A 19,204-nucleotide genomic window follows, 5' to 3' on the forward strand; every position below is an offset into this window, starting at 1 on the left:
TTACCTCTCTTCCTCGCGCAGCAATTCCGCGGACAGCTCCATCGCCTGACGGATCCACTCGGCGCGTTCATCATGGCTGCGCGTCTCCAGCCAGCGACGAATCGCCGGTTGCTTGCGAAGCGAATCCATCGCCTCCAGGAACAGCTCCGAGGAGCGCTCCTCGTCCGAGCACGCCTCCAGCCCGATCCGCAGCAGCTCGCCGACGAAGCCGTCTTCTTCCGCGACCGTCTCCAGACGCAGCTCGCCGCCCGTCCGCACGCGAATCGCTTCCGGCCACGCCCATTCGCCGGGCGCGCCTTCCGGCGCGCCTATCCATTCCCTCAGCTCCGTCAGCCATTCTTCCGCGACGGCCGGGTCGAGCAGCTTCTCGTGCAGCGGCCCTCGCCCTTCGATCCGCAGCCGCAATACGACCGGACGGCCTCGCGCCGCCAATCGCTTCTCCTCGACCGCGGTCAGCATCCGGTGCTTCAACTGCTGCTCCCGCTCGATGCCTTCGATGGACACCGCCGCCTCCTGCCAGAGCACGTCCGCGACGTCCAGGAACTTCATGTCAACCTCTCCCGACGCGGATACGCGAACGACATAGGCGCCTTTGCCTTCCGTCTCGCGCACGCTGCGGCCTTGCAGGTTGCCCGGATACACGACGTGCGGGTACTCGTGCAGCACCCGGCGATGGTGCACGTGTCCGAGCGCCCAATAATCGAAGCCGGCAGAGACGAGCTCGTCCAGCCGGCACGGCGCGTAGTTGTCGTGCGCGGGATCGCCGTCCACGTTGGCATGCAGTACCGCGATATGATAGTCCGCGCCGTCCTTCTTGACGAAACGGCGGGCCAGATTATCGGTCACGGCGGCCGTCGCGTAAGATATCCCGTACACATGCGCTACGACTTCTCCGCTCCGCTTCCGCGCCGGCAAGCAGCGCACTTCGTCCGACCCGAACACGTAAAAACCCGGGGGCGGCTCCAGCATCGCCTGGCGTCCGCTCTCCGGGTCGTGATTGCCGTGTACGGCGAATACTTCGATGCCGTGCTCCGTCAACTCCGCCAGGGCGCGCTGCAGCCGCAGCTGCGCCCGAAGCGAGCGGTCGGCGGCATCGTACAGGTCGCCCGACAGAACGACGAAGTCGGCTTTCTCGCGCTTCGCGGCGTCCACCAATCGGCGCAACGCCGCGAAAGTCGCGTCTTGCAGGCGGCTTCGCACCGCGTCGGGCGCCTTCGCCAAGCTCTTGAAGGGGCTGTCCAGATGCAAATCCGCCGCGTGTATGAACGTAAACGGTACTCCCACGCCAACGTCGCCCCTCTCCCGTTATGCCTTCTCCGTCTGGAACGAAGTGTAGATGCGCTTCAATTGCCCGATCACGCGGTTAAGCGAATACGTCTTCACCGCTTTGTTCCAGCCGGCTCTCGCCATCTCGTAGCGGAAATGCGGATCGTTGATAACGGTCTCGAGCGCGTCCGCGAGCTTGACCGGATCTTCCGGCGGAACGAGCATGCCGTTGACGCCGTCCTGGATTTGCTCGGCGATGCCTCCGACGTTCGTTCCGACGAGCGCGAGCAAACAGAGCGCCGCTTCGGCGAACACGGAGCCGAACGATTCCGCGCGGGACGGCAGCACGAACACGTCGAAGAACGGAATCATCTCTTCCGGATGAAGCATGTAGCCGTAGAAAATCGTATCGTCGTAGATGCCGAGGCTCTGCGACAGCTGCTCGAGCTCTTCGCGGGCCGGGCCGTCCCCGATAATGTGGAGGACGAACGGGCAGTTCCGCTTCCGCAGTTCCGCGCACGCCTTCAGCAGCACGTCGAGCCCTTTGGCGGGAACGAGACGGCATACCGAGACGAGCTGCGTCACCGCGTTATCATGAGGAATCGGCTTGAAGCGCCGTTCGTCGTAGCCGTTCGGGATGACTTCGATTCGCTCCGGCTGCTTCATATAGCCGCCCATGTACTCCGCGAACGACTTGGATACGGTGAGCATACGGTCCATCCGGTGCTCCAGCTCCCCGTAGACGGACGTCAGGAACCGGTGCTCCGGGCCGCCCTCGGGAATGCGTCCGTTCAGAATCAATTCCTTCTCGAAGCTCGAGTGGACCGTCATCATGACCGGCGTATCCGTGAAATAATGCTTCATCGCCAGCGCGGCGATCGGGTGGTGCGCGTGGATCAAGTCGAAGCGTTGCTTGGACAGCCGAAGCTTCACCCACCAGATGTAATCCTTGTACGTCTGAATATATTTGTCTACGATCGCATTGCCGGCATATTGACGCCAGTCGAACGTCTCGAATTCGATCTCCTCTTGTCCTTTGTTGCGGATTCGCTTCGGCAGCGAGAAGAGCTCCATCTCCCAGCCGAGCTTGCGGAACCGCTCCCTGATATGGGGCACCATGGACGAGACGCCTCCCGGTTGTTCCGGGGGGAAAAACAGCGCCTGCAAGATGTTCAAGGGCGATTCCTCCTTGTTTCCTATGACTATAAGACTATCGACATCTCATTTAGAACAACTCAAAATTATGATATTATAGAAACACATGTTCTGCAACCAATTACGTAAAATGGCCGTACGCAAAGGAGCCGCCGATGGACCAGCCTATTCACGTTTTCGACATCTCGGGCCAATTGTTCACATCCGCGATGACCGTCGTCATCGTCGGCCTGATGCTGTTCATGTCCTATCGGCTTCAAGGCAGCAACCGTCGCCAAGCCTTCCGTTCCTTGCTCGTCTCTCTCGCCATCATTCTCGTCTACAACCTGCTCCAGCTCGCGATCGTCCTCGACGCGGCGCAGCCGAGCGCCTGGATCGTGTTCGGCGGGAAGCTACTACAAGTATATGCGTTCATCGTGATCAATTTCGCGGTATTTGAACTCTATCATCGCAGACGCCCCCGCACGCGCTTATGGCTGCTGGGCTTAATCTTCGTCGCGCTGCTCATCGCCGCGGCGGACTTCGTCCCCGAGACGCCTACGGAATTCGCGGACGCGGCCGCGCTTCTCCGCGCCACGCCGGCGCTGGACGGGTTCATGCTGCTGCTCGGACCGTTGTTCGCGCTCATGTTCGCGCCGCACATCGGTCAACCGCGCAAGTATCTCGCGTCGCTCTTCGTCGCGTTCGGGTCCCAGCTGATGGTCATCGTCGGCGCTTACGGCTTCTCCGAACCGCGCGACTTCGGCACGTTCACCGGGCTGCTGACGCTCGTCTACTATTGCTTGCTCTTCGTGCTGCTGTTCGAACGCGTCGTCGAGCTGCTGCAGTCCGTCTACCGTTCGTCGATTACCGACGGGCTGACGAACTTGTACAACCGACGCTACTTCATGGGCAAGCTCGAGCAGCTCGTCCGGTCCGGACGGCCGCACGGGGTCATCTTCTGCGACATCGACAACTTCAAGCGGCTGAACGACACGCAAGGCCACCATAAGGCGGACCTCGTGCTGAAGCAGGTCGCCGCGATCTTGACCGAAGAGACCGAGGGCGTCGGTCTTGCCGGACGTTACGGCGGCGAGGAGCTCGTCGCGATCGTCGCGGGTCCCGCGAACGCGCTATTGCAGACGGCCGAAGCGATTCGCGCCCGTACGGAGAAGGAGAGCATCGTCACGATCAGCGTAGGCGTTCGCGCTTACGAATCCGGCGAATCCGCGGAAGCGCTCATGAAGAACGCCGACCAAGCGATGTACCACAGCAAGACGAACGGCAAGAACCGCGTCACCGATTTCGCCAAGCTGAAGACCCCGGACGCTCGGCACGCTTGATCCGCGAGACATTGGCCCAAAATCGAATGCCATAGGGTAAATGTCCAATCGGTGAACGGCCTTCTTCATACTATAAGTGTAGACCGAGACGCGGGACATCCCGAAGAGGGCAACCTGCACTCGGCTTTCCAAACACATTATATTCATGAAGGAGGAATTTGCATGTCCGGTGTAGTCGGCGGGTACTATGCATCGGCAGCCTTCGTGCTGGTCCTGTTCATTCTGCTTGTCATCATCCTGAAAGCAGGCTACTGAGTTCGTAACGTAACCAACGTTTCGGACCAGTCTTGCTTAAAGCAAGTCCGGCGTGCGCTGGCTTGCTTTTTTTTCGCGTCGGGCGGACAAGCCTTCGACTAGGTTAACCTAGCACGTGCTTCTCCAACGCGAGCGCGACGCCGTCCTCATTGTTGGACGCCGTCGTCTCGTCCGCCGCCGCCTTCACTTCCTCCGGCGAATTGTCCATTGCCACGCCTAATCCCGCGAAAGCGATCATCCCCAGATCGTTATAATAATTGCCGATGGCGAGCACTTGCTCGCGCGGTACGCCTCTCATGGCGGCAAGCTGACGCAGCGCCGTCCCTTTCGAAGCTTGTTGGTGCTGCACGTCGATGAAGTAATCGCCGCTTCTGACCGTCTGCAGCTCGTGCTCCCATTCGCCCCACGCCGTCTCCAGCTCGTCCAACGTTTCCTTGGGCGCGAACAGCGACAGCTTGACCAGACCTTCCGGAAGCGATTCCTCTCCCGTTCTTACGATCGGGCGCGCGAACATGCTCTCGTACATGCCGGAGATTTCGTCCGTCATCATCCCGTCTACATACAGTTCGAACGCCGTGTTCATATCGTAATGGACGCCGCGCTCCCGCGCAAAATGCAAATACCGGTACGCCGGCTCGAACGGGATCGCCGTCTCCGCGATCACCTTGCGCGTCTTGCTGTCGACGATCGACGCGCCGTTGTGGGTGATCATCGTCCCTTCCAGGCCGAGCTCCGCGAGCACCGGCAACGCGCTCGTCGAGCCGCGGCCGGTGCACAAGACGATCTCCGCGCCTTGCTCCGCCGCGGCGCGCACGGCGGCCCGCACGCGGGGCGTCACCTCGTGATGATCGTTAATAAGCGTTCCGTCTACGTCGAGAGCGATGATTGCGTAACCCATACTCAACCTTCCTTCCGGTAATTGCGCAGGCTGTCCACTTCTTCTTCCGACAGCTCCCGCCATTGCCCAGGGGCCAACGCCGGATCGAGCGCCAGCGGTCCCATCGAGACTCGGCGAAGGTAGAGCACCTTCTTACCGACCGCTTCGAACATGCGCTTCACTTGATGAAATTTGCCTTCATGTATCGTTAGCTCGATCCAACTGAGCGGAGACGACGTATAATCAGTAGCGATCGCTTGACGGGCGATGCTCGCCGCTTCCTTCAGCTCCGCCCGGTACGGCTCATCTGCCGCGTCTTCGCCGCCGAACGCTTCGCCCGGGTCGCCTGCCGCGGCCAGCACCCGAAGCTGCGCCGGCATCGTGACGTAGTCGTCGTCCAGCGTCACGCCACGCTCGAAGGCCGCGGCATCCTCCTCGCCGACGGCGCCGCCCGCCACGAGCGCGCGGTACGTCTTCGGCACGTGCTTGCGCGGCGACAGCAGCTCGTGCGACAGCTTGCCGTCGTTCGTCAAGAGCAACAAGCCTTCGGTATCCTTATCGAGCCGGCCGACCGGAAAAGGCGACAGCACCGTCACGTCGTCGTCCTCGATCAAGTCGAGCACCGTCCTGTCGCGGTTATCCTCCGTCGCCGATACGACGCCCGCCGGTTTATGGAGCATGACGTATACCGTATCGCGGTACCGAACCGTCTCGCCGTCGATGACGACGACGTCGCTTCGCGGATCGATCTGCATGCCCGGGTCTTTGGCGCGCTGCCCGTTGACGGCGATCGCGCCCTGCCGGACGAGCAATTTGATGCCGCTCCGCGTGCCGTAGCCGAGGTTGCCGAGCATTTTATCGAGTCTTATCGTTGTTTTCATGTTCGTAGTCCACCTTTGTCGTCGCCCGCCCGTCGCAGTCGCGCGTATTTCCTATCGGAGTTGGGGCATTTTGATGGCAATGCTACCTTTTCCGTTTTGCAGGCGTATCTAATCAAGTATAATGGAAGTGTGTTGATGGGACTAGTGCGCGCTTCGTCCCGACTCTAATCGGAATATTGGGGGTATTAGGTAATGAAAGGGAAAAACTTAGGCATCTTCTTCGGCATCCTGGCCGTACTCATCGTCGCGCTCGTCGTGCTTAGCAATCTGAAGGAAGATACGGTGTACGGCATGCCGGAGGACGACCTGTATCCGGACACGCGTGCGCTCTTGGACGATCCGAACTACGACAACATTCTGTTGCCGGACAAGCTCGATCAGATGATCGCCGACAAGAAGAGCTTCTTCGTCTACTACTTCGCGGCGAACTGCCCGCATTGCAAATTCACGACGCCTCAGCTGAAGCCGGTCGCTGACGAGCTCGGGATCAACTTCCATCAGTTCAACCTTTTGGAGTTCCGCAATTACTTTGATAAAATGGGTATCGAATCCACGCCGACGCTCGTCTACTACAAAGACGGCGTGCAGTCCGACGTCATGGTCGGCGGTCTGAAGGAAGCGGAGAACACGGTCGGATATTCGCTGGACGACTTCCGCGCGTTCTTCAACAAGCATAAACCCGAAGGCAACGATTAATTAAGGTTCGGGAGGTAGCGATCATGAAAGCCAAATGGTTACTCGCCCTGCCCGCGGCCGTCCTATCCGGCGGCATTCTGCTCGTCGCTTGCGGCGGGGGCGGCGGAGGCGGTCACGAATCCCACGCCGAACGTCACGGCAACGAGAATTGGGAGCACGAAGCGTCGCTGGCCGATATGCCGTCGTTCCTGGAGGACTTCTCGGAGCGCACGAATCACTTGTACTCGATCGTCGGGAAGTACGAAGACCTGATGAAGACGATCAATTGCTACTGCGGCTGCATGGAATACGAGGACGATCCTCACGCGGGGCTGTTCCGCTGCTACGTGGCGAGCAAGGACGAGAACGGCGTCGTATGGACCGACCATAGCGGACTGTGCGGCATCTGCACCGAGGAGCTCGTCGAGATCGAGAAGTGGAGCAAGCAAGGCAAGTCCGACGACGAGATTCGTCAACTGATCGAGCAGAACTTCAACCCGAACTACAACGCGTAAAATCAAATCGGAACGAGAGGCTCGCGCTTCTCGCTCCGATTTTTTTGTTGGTGCCAGCATCTATTCCGCAACGTGCCCCCGCGTCCGCTCCCACTCCTCGACCGCGCGAATCAACTGCTCGTCCCGCACGACGAGCTCGAACGCCGCGAACGGAGCGTCCGCGGGGCGCTCGGCGAGCGAGCCTAGCGCTGTCGACAGATCGCCGCGAAGCCGCGCAAGATCCAGCCCTAACACGACGTCGGCATAGGCCGACAGCTTCGCGAGACCGGCCTCCATCAGCTTCACCGCACCCGTGAAGTTATCGTTATGCCAATGATGCAAGCCGACGGCCGCTTGCAGGAGCCCCTGCAGGAGCGGATGCCGCCCCTCCTCGAGCCACATCTCTTCCATCACTTCGTGGCATTCGAAATAATCCCGGTCCGTATTGAAATAGGAGATGAACGCGAAGTAGCGCTCATCTCCCATTACGTTGGCCAGTCCGCGCGCTTCCTTATTCATGCCGGTACCCGCCTCTCGCCAAGCTTAGTCTAGCTATGTCCGCTCTTGCCCGCGCGGTCGAGCGCCGCTTGAATTTCCCCGGACAGCTCCTTGAGACCCCACACGTCGTCCTGCTCCCACAGCTCGTTGAACCGCAGTTGGAACTGCGCGGCTTCCCGCACCCTCCGGAAGAAGTACAACTCCTGAATCTCGTTCAGCACCTTGTGGACGATAATCGAGCTTTCCTCGAAGTCCTGCTGCGCCTCGACGATCTCCTGCCGAATGCTGGACATCTCCATATCGAGCTGCGTCGCGGCTTCCGCCGCTTTGCGCAGCCGCTCCCGCACGTGCTCGGGCAGCTGGTCTTTATATTTGTAGTTGAGCGAATGCTCGATCGTCGCCCAGAAGTTCATGCCGAGCGTCCGGATCTGAATCTCGGCGAGCACGGGCTTGGAGCCGAGCGACGTCTGCACCGGGTACTCAACGATGAGATGGTAGCTGCGATAGCCGCTATCCTTGAAGTTCGTAATATAGTCCTTCTCGTAGACGAGCACGAGATCTTTGCGTTGCCGGATCAGCTCCGCGACGCGATAGATATCGTCCACGAACTGACACATGATCCGGATGCCCGCGATGTCCTCAATGCCCATCTCGATGCGATCGAGCGGCACGGACAGCCTGCGCGCTTTTTCAAGGATGCTCGAGATTCGCTTCACGCGACCCGTGACGAACTCGATCGGCGCGTACTCGTCCCTGGCCTTCAGCTCGGAACGAAGCGACTTCAGCTTGACTTTCAGCTCTTCGACCGCCTGCTGGTAAGGCAGCAAGAACTTCCCCCAGTCCCTTCCGTCCATCATCGGCATACCTCCTCTTGCCTTACTCTGATATCCCTTGCTTAGCGATGATCCGCGCCTACGGCTTGCGAGATGCGGGTGAAGCCGTCTTGCTTCAACCGCTTCAGCAACCCGGCGTGGATCGACTTCAGCAGCCCCGGCCCTCTGTAGATGAGCGCCGTATACACTTCGACCAGGCTCGCGCCCGCCCGAATCTTGTCATAGGCGTCGTCCGCCGTGAAGATTCCGCCGGATCCGATGATCGGCAGCTTTCCTTGCGTCAACGCGTACACGGTCCGGATGACTTCCGTGGAACGCTGCGTCAACGGACGCCCGCTCATGCCGCCTGTCTCGTCCTTGTTCGCGTGCGTCAACCCGTCGCGGCTGATCGTCGTATTCGTCGCGATGATGCCGGACATGCCGCTCAATTGGATCGCTTCCGCCATATACGCGAGCTGTTCCTCCGTGTTGTCCGGCGCGATCTTGACGAGAATCGGCTTCGGCAGGCCACCCTGCCGTTCCGCCTGCTTGCCCATTTCGTCCTTGACCGCGTCCAGCAGCGATCGGAGCTCGTCTCCGTGCTGCAGCGCGCGTAAGTCCGGCGTATTCGGCGAGCTGATGTTGACGACGAAGAAGTCTCCGTAAGCATACAGCTTCCGAACGCATTCGCGGTAATCGTCCGCCGCGTTCTCGTTCGGCGTCAGCTTGTTCTTGCCGATGTTGACCGCCAGCGGAATGCGGCGCTTCGGCAGCTTGGCAAGCCGCTCCGCCATGACGTCCGCGCCCTCGTTATTGAACCCCATCCGGTTGATGAGCGCCTCGTCCGGCGGCAACCGGAACAAGCGCGGCGTCTCGTTGCCCGCTTGGCCCTTCGGCGTTACCGTGCCGACTTCCATGAATGACAATCCGACTCTGGACAAGCCGGTTACCGCCTTCGCGTTCTTATCCAACCCTGCCGCGAGGCCCACGGGATGCGCGAAGTGGAGTCCGAACAAGTCTACCGCCAGCTCCGGCGCCGCGCTCGTTCCCCACACGGCCGACAACAGGGCGGGAACGCCGGGAATACGCGCGGCGGACCCCATGCCGTCCACGATCAGATGGTGGGCGGACTCGGGGTCCATACGGAACAAGAACGGTTTGGCCATTTTATACAACAACGAATTCAACTTCCCTTCCGATAATAAGTGCCGCGAATGATACGGATCCGCTAGCGCGATGAACAAAACCTTTCGGGTATCAGTTTAGCCTTTTCGCAGGCAAAAGAAAAGGGCGCATTGCCCAATCGGAGCATCTTGATGCAAACTTTGAAATTCGCGGGAACGCTCGCAGGTTGTCTGGCATTTTAACGAGAAAACGATTACAATGAAGGGGTAGCAGTTGAATCATTCGATGAGAGGTTGATGAACGATGAGCGCAACCAAGAAAAGAGCCCCCGTTAATCCACGTGCCAAGCAAAAAGAACAAGTGAACAAGAAAGCTCTCATCTGGATCGGCGTTGCGTTCGTGGTGGTCGTTGCGGTCATGGCGGTACTATTGATCGTGAACCCGTAACCTCGATCGATTCGCGGAAGCACTCAATCTAACCAGTCATATACCTTGCGGGGGTTTGTCTCGTCCTTCGCGTTGCTGAGCTTGAACCGTTCAGCCGGCGCGCGAAGTTCGGAGGGCAAACCTCCTTTTGATATGGTCACCTTCGTTCCAAGCGGCACGAGATCGAACAGCTCCTCGACGTCCGCCTTCTCCATTCTGACGCAGCCGAGCGATTCGTCCTTCCCCAAGCTTCCCGGCTTATCCGTGCCGTGAATGCCGTAATCGGTATCCGACAGCGTCATGCCCCTGCTGCCGAACTTCCCTTGATCCGTTCCGTTCGGGTTGCGAACCTTCTCGCTGATGACGAACGTTCTCTCCGGCGTACGGTCTCCGCCGAGTCCCACTTCGTAATTACGTATGATAATGTCCCCGCTTACGACGGCTAGCCGATGGCTAGTCTTGTCGACGATGATCTCGAGCGGTTGTTCGGCAAGCGGCGCGAACGCGCCGGCAGGCATCCCGCGGCCGGCATCGGGACCCGATTGAGCCGGCCAGCCGACCTTCGTCGGAAGCTTGCCGTCCTTCTTATCGGTCAGCTCCGCGATCACGTCGTCGAACCAAGGCGTCATCGCCTCGCTCCAGCCTGCGATCGTGTTGGCCGGATAGTCGCCGTTAAGCGCATCCGGATTCGCCGGCCATGCGCCCGTCCGCGCCCGGTATTGGACGATCGCGGACCGTAGGGCGAGTTTGTACTCCTGCAGCGGCTTCCACTGCTGAACTCGCACGCGCGAAGGCTCCGCATCATGCGGCTTGCAATTGCACCATTTCGGATCGAGCCAATCGACGCCCGACGCGCCGACCGAACCGTCCGCGACGACGGACGCGAGCGGCTTGCCGCTTCTCAGCCAATCGTTCCACTCGCCTAGCGGAACCGCCTGCACCATGAGATGATGTCGCGGAGCATCCTCGGGCACTAGCATCGCTCCGAGCACGGCACGACCGTCCGACTTCGGATCAAGCGCCGCCGAGACTACGCCGAGCGGCGCGTCCGTCTTCACTTGCGTAATCGCGGGGACCGTTGGATCCGTTTGTACGACGTTGCCAGTCGGCTCCGCAGCTCCGCTCGGTTGCTTGGTTTCTTGCGTAACCGGCGTCGCTTCTTTCTCCTGCTGTTGCGTAATCGCGTAGACGCCGAGACCGATCGCTCCGATGAGCACGACGAATACGCTTGTCCAGATCCAGAACGCTTTGCGGTTGCTCCCGCCCTCGTCGTCCTGCGGATCTGGCAACGCCGGCGCCGGCTTCCCTTCGAAAGCCGTATAGATGTCGCCGGCTTGTCCGAAGCAGTAGGTTGCCTTCGCCGTGTCGCCTTTCGCCTCGTATTGCTTGCCGAGCAAGTACCACGCCATGCGGCTATCTTCGTGTTTCAATAAGTATTCCTTCAGCGGAAAAGCGTCGTCCACGTTCGGCACGTGATCGTAAAAGTGCTGTATCTGCGCCTCGATCCGTTTCTCTTTGCTCACGCGGCTTGCACGCTCCTTGCGGTGGTTGTCTCTCTTCTATATCGGTCTGCAGGCTTGAGGAATGAAGAAACCCCGCCTTTCCGCGTTAGCGGAGGGCGGGGTTGGGGGATGGATTAGACGGAAGGGAAAGACAAATTCATTTCTAATTCATAATTTGCGATTTCCACGCCGTCTTCGTCCAAAATGATTAACTCGTAATATTGGGTTACAGGAATCTCCGGATCGACATTCTCGGGATCCACTGTCCCCTCAAGCGTCGCTACGCCTTCTTCATCAGGCAGGAATGTATCCTCGCCGCCTCTTCGAATCGCGTAGGAATAGGATCCCGGAAGCTCCAATGCAAATTGCGTGCTCCATTCATAGGTAACCGGATTGTATGCAAGCAGAATGATCCATCCATCATGATTCTCATACGGATAGATATAGTTCCAGTCACCTTCCGTAATCGTAGGATTTCCTTGGTAGACGTACACGGGATAATAGTGCGGATACCCTACCCAATCTCTAACGATTAACGCATACTTAGCGAACCCATGAGGAGCAGCCCCCACCGATGCTCCAGTAGCTTGCGACAGTTCGGTACCGTCTATTATCCAAGCTATTGAGTCCGACTCATCCTCAACCGTAGCCGAGAAATCTAAAACGCCATCTTCAGTAGAATATGCATTTTCCGGGAGCGTTAGGTAGTAAGCACCGTCTAAAAACTTCGCATGGATGACGTTCGTAAATTCGACTTCCCAGAAGCTTGCCGTCACTTCTGAAGGCCTATGCTCATCGAAGAGAACATCTTCGGATAACAGGTAGAAATCGATAGGAACATTGGATTCGCCGCCGTCGTTCGTCGTGATTAACCTGAAGTGCGTGTAACCCGATTCGTCCCAAGAGTCCACCGTGTAAGAAAGAGGCGCTTCGGTATATGTTCCACCGTCAATCTTACCCATTCGTCCTTCCAAGAACGAAGCTTCGAAAGTTACCGATTCAGCGCCGATCGGCAGCACCGCGTAATAACGATTCGGTCCTTCACCTGAAGAATCAATCCAATAAAGAGGAATCTGTCCGATTTCCGTATCCGCTACTGTCGACCAGTTAGCAATGCCTGCTGGTTTGCTAGCAAGGTACAACCTGAGCGTGTATACAAGCGGCGGTCGGTCGCCAGCATCTACCGTGATTTCAACGTTGTTTACGCCAAGCGACGCGAAGTAGTTATTTCCAATGCCGCTCGATACAGGAACTCCGTTCACGCTTACCTCGTAACCGGAATCGAAATCAGCCGTAATCGTATACTCCGAGGATTCGATCTCGCGTTCATATACGTACACGTCTTCCGATAGAACGATCGGTTCACCGTTAATTCGGATACCGAAAGTCTGAGGGAATACGACTGTGAAAGTGTACGTCGTGCTTCCTCCGATTTCAGTTACAACGATTACCTCGAGAACATTCACTCCGCCAATGTAATTCGGTCTATATACCGGACCATCATATGGTGAAATTCCCGATCCATTAAGCTTAACGGTGACCGAGGATCCTTCTTCCGGCTCCACCATTAAATATGGAGATTCGACTTCGCCTACATATTCAAAGATTTCTGGATCGAATGTGGTGGTCAGATGAAGTCCGCTAATGCCTAATAGCCTTCCATCTCCTTGTACCTGTCCCTGTCTGTGAATCGTAATCGTATAAGTTTGCTTCATTAAGCCGTTTGGAGCGGTAACTTTAATCGATATCGTGTTATTACCATACGCTAGAGGAACCCACGTGCTCTGCCCGCTTAACGGTTGCTCATTAATCGTAACCGTTGCCCCTGTAACATTAACTACCGGTTTGATATTCGCGTATGTGACTTCTGACCCGACCGAGCCCAAATAGGATAGAGTCGAAGCTGCGAACGATGGAGACAATTCGATCTGTTGCGAGCTTGGGGACGGCTCGGCTGATGGAATCGACAAATCCGTATACTTAAACAATTTTAAGCTCGCAAGCGACGCATCCTGCGACAACGGCGGTGTTGTGCTCGTAGAAGTGCTCGAAGAACCCGGTCCCGGCGACGCTTCCTGCTCCTTCGCCCGAGCTTCCGCATCCTTCTTGAATCGCTCTTTCTCTGTTCCTTGCAACAGTTTCTCATAAGCTTCTTTCGCTTGTTGCTGCGCCTTCAGCAACGCTTCTTTCCGCTGTTGCTCCAAAAGCTGCTTCTGCCGTTCGAGCTCCTTAAGCTTGTCCTTCAGGGCAATCTCCCGATCTTGCTGTTCCTTCTTCATCTTCTCTTCGGCCTGCTTCTTCAACTGCTCCGCAAGCTTGCGTTGCTCTTCTTGTATGAGACGCTCCTCGTCGGACGACTTGATCGTCTTCTTCGTCAGATCGATCTTCTGTCCGGTCGATTGCAGAACTTCTTCGAGAAGCTTATTGATCTGCTCTTGCGTGACGAGCGATTGACTAAGCGCCTGCTCAACGTAAGCTCCGATGAAACTTTCAATATTGTCTTGGAACCGCTCAAGATCCTCCGGAGTCAACTGAGACATTTGGCGGCGATAGTCCTGCATGAGTCTATCGTTCTCCTCCTGAATCTCTCCGATCGACGTTAGAAAAGCTTGGATAATCGACGGATTGCTCTGACCGATCAAATCATTCAGATCAATTGTCGTTTTCAAACCGTCCGCTGGATCTTCTCCCTCGGGCGCGAGCACGATCTGCTGCGACGGATAGACGTCAACCGATGGCTGCCCGCTACTCTTGCTCAACGTGCGAACGACGCCGGCCGCAACCGTCAGGCGAGTCAATTGCGTCAGCGGGTCGATCGTCACGAATAGATGCGTGCCGCGAACGCCCATGACCGCCGTCGGCGTCTCCAGCGTGAATTCGTCCGAGCTGCTGGCGATCGACTTGACGTCGACCCAAGCTTTGCCGCTCCACATGCTGACTTTGGTCGTCGTACCTTTCTTGTCCGACAGCTTCGAGAAGGACAGCTTCGAATTGGAAGACACGGTCATGCGGTCGTCTTCTGACATACCGTTGGCGAACTGCAGTACTGCCGAGCCGTTATCGCCGACGGACAGCACGTCCCCTTCGTTCAGGCTCATTTTCGCGAATGCGGTAAATTCCTTGGATCCGCCCGATTTCTTCACCTTGACGGTACCCTTCAATTCCTTGATTACGGCGACGCGGGAGGACGCCGCATGCGCGCGATCCGCGAATGCACCGTTAAGCGGCACCGCGATAATGAGAAGAGCCAATAAAGCGAGTACGATTCTACGCATGATTCCACTCCGTTCTTTACGTCTTGGCGTAAAAACGAGCTAACGCCACGTCGGCGGCATTAGCTCGATTCTCGCGTATATTGGATTAATTGAATTGTTTGTTACGGATAACGACGATCTGCTTCTCTTGATCCCATTGAATGTCGAGGCCGTTCTCTTCCGCGAAGAAGCGAACCGGAATGAACAATCTGTCTCCCGTGTTAACCGTCGCGCCGTTCAGCGTCAGCTGCTCTTGCTTGCCGGCTACCGCCTTCGTCACCGACTTCGAATTGTTCGCGATCGTATAGACGATATCCCCTTTGGTCAGAATCGCGACGTGAGCTTTGTCGTCGTACTTCACTTCGTAGCCAAGGGCCGTACCGACACTGCGAAGAGGCAGCAACGTCGCGCCTGACTTCAAGAACGCTGGAGCTTCGGTAGGCACAAGCGCGCCGTCGTAAAGTACTTTAACTGTCTTGTCCGCCGGAAGCGACGCCGGGGCCGCATACTTCTGCAACACGCGGATTTTGTTGCCTGATTCGTCGACAATGACGAGACGACCATCGGCCAAGATCGTAACATCCGTCGGATGGTTGAATTGCGCGGAAGCGGACACGCCGTCCGACTTGCCGAATTCGGTCGCGATACCGGCCAGCGTGCCTACTTGTCCGTCCTTCAGCGTACGGATCGCATGGTTTAAGCTATCCGCGATGATCAGCGTGCCGTCCGAAGCGATCGTCAAGCCTTCAGGTGCACTGAAGCGCGCTTGAGCGGCGGCTCCGTCGATATAATCGCCTTCTACGTATGGTTTTTGCGTTTCGCGAGTTCCGCCGCCCGCTACCGTGCTGACCGTACCCGCCGCGAAGTCGATGTAGCGAATGCGTTGGTTGCCGCGGTCGCTGACGAACAGGTTGCCTTTATCATCGATCGCAAGACCGCTAGGCTCGTTGAACTTCGCGGAAGCGATCGTTCCATCCAGGAAGTCACCCGTATACTCTACCGCGCCCGGGAAATATTCGATCGGCTGCTCGGAGGCTGCCGTCAATGTCGTTACCTTGCCGTCGGACGTGATTTTGCGGATCGAATGGTTCAAAGTATCTGCGACGTATACGTTGCCGCTCTTGTCGACGGCGACGTCCGAAGGATGATCGAAGCTTGCCGCTTCGCCAACGCCGTCGTCCGAGCCCAGATTGCCGCTTCCCGCAAGCGTCGTAACGGCGCCGTCCTTGGAAATGCGGCGAATCGCGTTGTTCTCGCTATCGGCAACGTAGATGTTGCCTTTCGCATCGATGGCGAGTCCTGTCGGACGCTCGAACGCGGATAACAGCAGCGTATCGTTGTTGTAGCCGCCGATTGGCGTATTCGTTGCGTCCTCGCCGAGGTTCAACCCTGCATAGATGGACGTTCCGCTAGCAGAAACTGCCCTTAACAGATGATTCTCCGTATCGGATACGAGCAGACGACCGTCCGGCAACGCGATCGCGGAACGCGGATGGAAGAACGTAGCGGCGTTTAGCGCTCCGTCGGCATGACCGAGCTCCGATTTACCTGTCCACGTGCGAACTTCAAAGAGCTTAGACGATTTCGTCCAGCTAGTATCCGCCGCCGCGGAGGCGAGTGCTGGAACGGATAGGGCTAGCGTAAGGCCGAGCGTAGCGGCGATGCTTTTCTTGAATCGGGATTTATGCATGGTTAAGGGCTCCTTTGGTATCTATCGATTGATTGAATGGATTAAACAGAGAACAGCATCAGAAGCGTTGGCATATAAATTCCCGTGAGTTCATCCTTGACGACAATGTAACAGTATGGATACTGTTCTACGCTTAGTCGATACAAGCCGTCTGAACCAGGTAAAATTCGATTGCCAAGATGATCGAATATACCAATGAGAATCTTATCTTCACTCAATAAGTTCTCATCGCTTGGATCGATCGTCGCCTCCGGTTGACGCGCAAGTAATGGTACAACCTGATCGTAGAATAGACCCTCAATAGCGAAATCGCTCGATTCTATCTGGAGGCCATTATAAATGATCATCTTGTAAGGAGAATACATCACGTTCGGTTGATTCGTATTGCTAACGGATATATTCAACAAGTTCAAACTATCCGAAGCGAGGTACGTAGCCTTCGTCACGCTGGATTCCTCTAGCTCTTCTTCAACAAGCTGAATTCCGTTCTCACCGCTGCCGGACATCGATAACCAGCTATTTTCCGGTATGAAGGTGATCTCGTTTTCGGATATCGGAGCGTACAATACCCAAGTGTTATCTCCGGCATACCTGAGATCCAGTTCTCCGTTATTAGAACCATAAATATACTCGAACAGCAACGGCGGATCGTTTAGATGAATGGTCAGCGGATAAGCATGGGTATAAAGGTTATCCTGATCCTGGACGTATAAAGTAAAATGATTATCTCCGGGTTCGAACTGATCGCAATAATCTGATTCGTAGCAACCCGTTCTCCAACCTCCATTCACCCATGTCCAATTCCGTTCATCCCAGACGCCGCCGAGCATAGGATATGTTCCATCTTCATTCTCGTCGCGGGAAGACATGTACAGTTGCTCTTCGTCATATCCAACTTCTGCATAATATTCGCCGTTATGCTCGCTGAACTGAATGTACGGACCGTATCTATCGTCTAACTGAAACTCGATCTCATTCAGGAAGAGTTGCTCCCAGTCTGGTTCAGGCACATCGTTAACTAACATGTACGTTAAATAGCCAAAGCCAGGAACTTCCACATCAAATATATAGACGTTGCCTTCCGAAAGCCCGCTAATCGTCAGCCCATCTCTCACGGTGCCTTCACAGTTCTCATAACTAATACAAGTTAACGTCGCCGTGGAAATCGGTGTTCCACCATTGAACATCGCGAAGGTCAACGACTCGACGGCTTCGGCGGTATCCGCTCTAAAGGAGTAAGTGCCATCGGACACCCAATCGAGCGGAATACCAGGAGTCGTTGATGTCGTAAACGTCAACCCAGCCGGAATCGATGGCCTGGACACGTGGATCGTAAACCGCTTCGTATTGCCAGCGGTTGCGAGTTCTCCGTGCGGTTTCACGTCGATCGTGATGACATTGTTATCGCGTTCAAGATATACTGTCGCATGATCGATTACATCTTGTTCATCATAGGATTCACCGAAATAGACGGTTACCGGCTCTCCATTGACTTGAACCTTCAGATCGTCTCCGTCAAATTCTTCGGAATTCAGTCTCTCAATCTCTAAGCTGATCATGCCGACGGGTCTATCTATCGAATGACTATATTCACTAGCTGTCAACGGGATTTCGATCTCGATCGAAGGAACTGGTGAGCATGAGTAACATGACTCCAATGGCTCCGTTGGCACCCCTGCATACTCAATCTTCAAAGACTTCAAAGGACTCACATACGGCTGGCCGCTCGACTGCGACGCCGGCGTGTTCGGCGATGCCGTGCCCGACTCCGCGTCTCGTGCCGACTTATCCTTCTTCAGACGCTCTTTCTCCAGCTGGCTCAGCTGCGCTTCATATTCGTCGAACGCCTTTTTCTTCTTCTTCCCTAGCTTCTCGTCGTTCGCTTTCTTCTTCTCGCTCTTCTTCTGCTTGAGCTTCTCTTCGAGCTCCTTGTTCCGCTTCTCCAGCTCGAGTTGCTTCTGCTTCTCGGCCAGCTCCTTCGCTGATTGCTCCAATTTGAGCTGAGCTTCTTGCAGCTTCCGCTCTTCCTCGGTCAGCTTGAGCTCGCCCTTGGACAGATCGATCTTCTGATCCAACTTCTTGTTCGCTTCTTCCAGGAACCGATCAAGCGTCGCTTGGTCGATCTTGCCGGTTTGGCGCGCTTGGTTCGCGATCGTCGCGACGATGTTCTCAATGTTTTGTTGAATTCGCTCTAGCTCCGTCTGGAATGGCTTCATACCGCCCAAGTACACCTGCATGAGCTGCAGATTTTCCTGCTGTATCTCGGCCATCGACCTCAGGAAAGCTTGGACGACTTCTTGACCCGCGAACGAGAGCAATTCGCTCGGAACGATGGGAGCGATTATATTGCCCGGGCTATTCCCCTCCGGCTGCGGCGCCACGAAAATATTCTGCGTCGGGTAGATAAACTGCGGTTGCGTCGTTCCGCCGCCGGGCTTGCCGGCCGCCGGCAGCACCGACACGATGCCGGCCATGACCGTCGTCCGCGTAGCTCCCGTCAACGGATCGACGAGCGTGAACAAGTGCGTCCCGCGAACGCCCATGACCGCCGTAGGCGTCTCGAGCGTGAAGTTGTCGTCCTTGGTCTTGATCGACTTGACGTCCGTCCACGCCGAGCCGCTCCACAAGCTGACCTTCGTCGTCGTCCCGTTCTTGTCGGACAGCTTAGAGAACGTCAGCTTCGAGTTGGCCGACACCGTCATCCGGTCGTCCTCGGACGTTCCGTTGGCGAACTGCAGCACCGCGGAGCCGTTCGCTCCTACGGACAAGACGTCTCCCTCGTTCAAGCTCATCTTGGCGAACGCCGTGAACTCCTTGGCGCCGCCGGCCTTATTAACCTTGACGGTACCCTTCAATTCCTTAATGACCGCGACGCGGGACGTTGCAGCCGAAGCGTCGTTCGTCCATGCGCCCAATAACGGCACGATAACCAATAACAACGCCATCGCTTGAATCAGAACCTTGCGCATTAT

The 19,204-nt window shown here is 56.7% G+C and carries 16 protein-coding genes and 1 pseudogene; 5 read left to right on the forward strand and 12 right to left on the reverse strand.

Annotation, left to right across the window (positions count from 1 at the left end; all coding sequences use genetic code 11):
• Positions 1–1,284, reverse strand: coding sequence for a metallophosphoesterase family protein (locus ACFQZG_RS22345; protein ID WP_378156591.1), 1,284 nt, complete (start codon positions 1,282–1,284; stop codon positions 1–3).
• A gap of 21 nt (positions 1,285–1,305) precedes the next feature.
• On the reverse strand, positions 1,306–2,442 hold the full coding sequence (locus tag ACFQZG_RS22350) for a glycosyltransferase family 4 protein (protein WP_378156593.1): 1,137 nt from the start codon (positions 2,440–2,442) through the stop codon (positions 1,306–1,308).
• A 134-nt stretch (positions 2,443–2,576) separates the two neighbouring features.
• On the opposite strand from ACFQZG_RS22350, the gene ACFQZG_RS22355 reads away from it, so the two are divergent.
• Both ACFQZG_RS22355 and ACFQZG_RS22360 read left to right on the forward strand, forming a co-directional pair.
• A complete protein-coding gene (locus ACFQZG_RS22355; RefSeq protein ID WP_378156595.1) occupies positions 2,577–3,743 on the forward strand; it encodes a GGDEF domain-containing protein in 1,167 nt (388 codons plus the stop codon).
• A gap of 162 nt (positions 3,744–3,905) precedes the next feature.
• Positions 3,906–3,998, forward strand: a complete 93-nt coding sequence (locus ACFQZG_RS22360) for a sporulation protein YjcZ (RefSeq protein ID WP_136368515.1) — start codon at positions 3,906–3,908, stop codon at positions 3,996–3,998.
• Between the two features lie 103 nt (positions 3,999–4,101).
• On the opposite strand, the gene ACFQZG_RS22365 is transcribed toward ACFQZG_RS22360, so the two are convergent.
• Complete coding sequence (locus tag ACFQZG_RS22365) at positions 4,102–4,896, reverse strand: Cof-type HAD-IIB family hydrolase (protein WP_378156598.1); 795 nt, start codon at positions 4,894–4,896, stop codon at positions 4,102–4,104.
• 2 nt (positions 4,897–4,898) lie between these two features.
• Entirely contained in the window at positions 4,899–5,756 is an 858-nt protein-coding gene (locus ACFQZG_RS22370) for a pseudouridine synthase (RefSeq protein ID WP_378156600.1), read from the reverse strand.
• Positions 5,757–5,948: 192 nt separating this feature from the next.
• Here ACFQZG_RS22370 and ACFQZG_RS22375 point away from each other — a divergent pair, with 192 nt between their 5' ends.
• Together ACFQZG_RS22375 and ACFQZG_RS22380 are read left to right on the forward strand one after the other, a co-directional pair.
• Complete coding sequence (locus ACFQZG_RS22375) at positions 5,949–6,452, forward strand: thioredoxin family protein (protein WP_378156602.1); 504 nt, start codon at positions 5,949–5,951, stop codon at positions 6,450–6,452.
• 23 nt (positions 6,453–6,475) lie between these two features.
• Positions 6,476–6,946: a PCYCGC motif-containing (lipo)protein gene (locus ACFQZG_RS22380; protein WP_378156603.1), complete on the forward strand. Its 471-nt coding sequence runs from the start codon at positions 6,476–6,478 to the stop codon at positions 6,944–6,946.
• A gap of 60 nt (positions 6,947–7,006) precedes the next feature.
• Here the strand turns inward: ACFQZG_RS22380 and ACFQZG_RS22385 are convergent, their stop codons facing one another.
• From ACFQZG_RS22385 to ACFQZG_RS22395, 3 genes are read right to left on the reverse strand one after another with little or no spacing between them, the layout of a single operon-like run.
• A complete protein-coding gene (locus ACFQZG_RS22385) occupies positions 7,007–7,444 on the reverse strand; it encodes a DUF309 domain-containing protein (protein WP_378156605.1) in 438 nt (145 codons plus the stop codon).
• A gap of 29 nt (positions 7,445–7,473) precedes the next feature.
• Positions 7,474–8,277 (reverse strand): GTP diphosphokinase, encoded by an 804-nt coding sequence (gene yjbM, locus ACFQZG_RS22390; protein ID WP_378156806.1) that lies wholly within the window; start codon positions 8,275–8,277, stop codon positions 7,474–7,476.
• Between the two features lie 41 nt (positions 8,278–8,318).
• Complete coding sequence (locus ACFQZG_RS22395) at positions 8,319–9,413, reverse strand: quinone-dependent dihydroorotate dehydrogenase (RefSeq protein ID WP_378156607.1); 1,095 nt, start codon at positions 9,411–9,413, stop codon at positions 8,319–8,321.
• Between the two features lie 250 nt (positions 9,414–9,663).
• Here ACFQZG_RS22395 and ACFQZG_RS22400 point away from each other — a divergent pair, with 250 nt between their 5' ends.
• Complete coding sequence (locus tag ACFQZG_RS22400; RefSeq protein ID WP_378156609.1) at positions 9,664–9,807, forward strand: hypothetical protein; 144 nt, start codon at positions 9,664–9,666, stop codon at positions 9,805–9,807.
• A gap of 23 nt (positions 9,808–9,830) precedes the next feature.
• Here the strand turns inward: ACFQZG_RS22400 and ACFQZG_RS22405 are convergent, their stop codons facing one another.
• The 5 genes and pseudogenes from ACFQZG_RS22405 to ACFQZG_RS22425 form a co-directional block, all read right to left on the reverse strand.
• Positions 9,831–11,309 (reverse strand): L,D-transpeptidase, encoded by a 1,479-nt coding sequence (locus tag ACFQZG_RS22405; protein ID WP_378156611.1) that lies wholly within the window; start codon positions 11,307–11,309, stop codon positions 9,831–9,833.
• A gap of 113 nt (positions 11,310–11,422) precedes the next feature.
• Positions 11,423–14,563, reverse strand: a complete 3,141-nt coding sequence (locus ACFQZG_RS22410) for a cadherin-like beta sandwich domain-containing protein (protein ID WP_378156613.1) — start codon at positions 14,561–14,563, stop codon at positions 11,423–11,425.
• An 85-nt stretch (positions 14,564–14,648) separates the two neighbouring features.
• Positions 14,649–16,232 carry a stalk domain-containing protein gene (locus ACFQZG_RS22415; protein ID WP_378156615.1) on the reverse strand — a complete coding sequence of 528 codons (1,584 nt, stop codon included), beginning with the start codon at positions 16,230–16,232 and terminating at the stop codon, positions 14,649–14,651.
• Positions 16,233–16,273: 41 nt separating this feature from the next.
• A complete protein-coding gene (locus ACFQZG_RS22420; RefSeq protein WP_378156816.1) occupies positions 16,274–18,706 on the reverse strand; it encodes a hypothetical protein in 2,433 nt (810 codons plus the stop codon).
• A gap of 45 nt (positions 18,707–18,751) precedes the next feature.
• A pseudogene (locus ACFQZG_RS22425) lies at positions 18,752–19,201 on the reverse strand (FecR family protein); the annotation flags it as partial.
• Between the last annotated feature and the right edge of the window lie 3 nt (positions 19,202–19,204).

This window comes from Cohnella sp. GCM10027633, from assembly GCF_042675445.1.
GTDB lineage: Bacteria > Bacillota > Bacilli > Paenibacillales > Paenibacillaceae > Cohnella.

What these genes read in the sequence shown, in the direction of transcription:
- yjbM (WP_378156806.1), bottom strand. Translation starts at nt 8,277, where the DNA reads ATGGACGGAAGGGACTGGGGGAAGTTCTTGCTGCCTTACCAGCAGGCG.
- ACFQZG_RS22365 (WP_378156598.1), bottom strand. Translation starts at nt 4,896, where the DNA reads ATGGGTTACGCAATCATCGCTCTCGACGTAGACGGAACGCTTATTAAC.
- ACFQZG_RS22355 (WP_378156595.1), top strand. Translation starts at nt 2,577, where the DNA reads ATGGACCAGCCTATTCACGTTTTCGACATCTCGGGCCAATTGTTCACA.
- ACFQZG_RS22420 (WP_378156816.1), bottom strand. Translation starts at nt 18,706, where the DNA reads ATGGCCGGCATCGTGTCGGTGCTGCCGGCGGCCGGCAAGCCCGGCGGC.
- ACFQZG_RS22415 (WP_378156615.1), bottom strand. Translation starts at nt 16,232, where the DNA reads ATGCATAAATCCCGATTCAAGAAAAGCATCGCCGCTACGCTCGGCCTT.
- ACFQZG_RS22410 (WP_378156613.1), bottom strand. Translation starts at nt 14,563, where the DNA reads ATGCGTAGAATCGTACTCGCTTTATTGGCTCTTCTCATTATCGCGGTG.
- ACFQZG_RS22370 (WP_378156600.1), bottom strand. Translation starts at nt 5,756, where the DNA reads ATGAAAACAACGATAAGACTCGATAAAATGCTCGGCAACCTCGGCTAC.
- ACFQZG_RS22360 (WP_136368515.1), top strand. Translation starts at nt 3,906, where the DNA reads ATGTCCGGTGTAGTCGGCGGGTACTATGCATCGGCAGCCTTCGTGCTG.
- ACFQZG_RS22400 (WP_378156609.1), top strand. Translation starts at nt 9,664, where the DNA reads ATGAGCGCAACCAAGAAAAGAGCCCCCGTTAATCCACGTGCCAAGCAA.
- ACFQZG_RS22375 (WP_378156602.1), top strand. Translation starts at nt 5,949, where the DNA reads ATGAAAGGGAAAAACTTAGGCATCTTCTTCGGCATCCTGGCCGTACTC.
- ACFQZG_RS22385 (WP_378156605.1), bottom strand. Translation starts at nt 7,444, where the DNA reads ATGAATAAGGAAGCGCGCGGACTGGCCAACGTAATGGGAGATGAGCGC.
- ACFQZG_RS22380 (WP_378156603.1), top strand. Translation starts at nt 6,476, where the DNA reads ATGAAAGCCAAATGGTTACTCGCCCTGCCCGCGGCCGTCCTATCCGGC.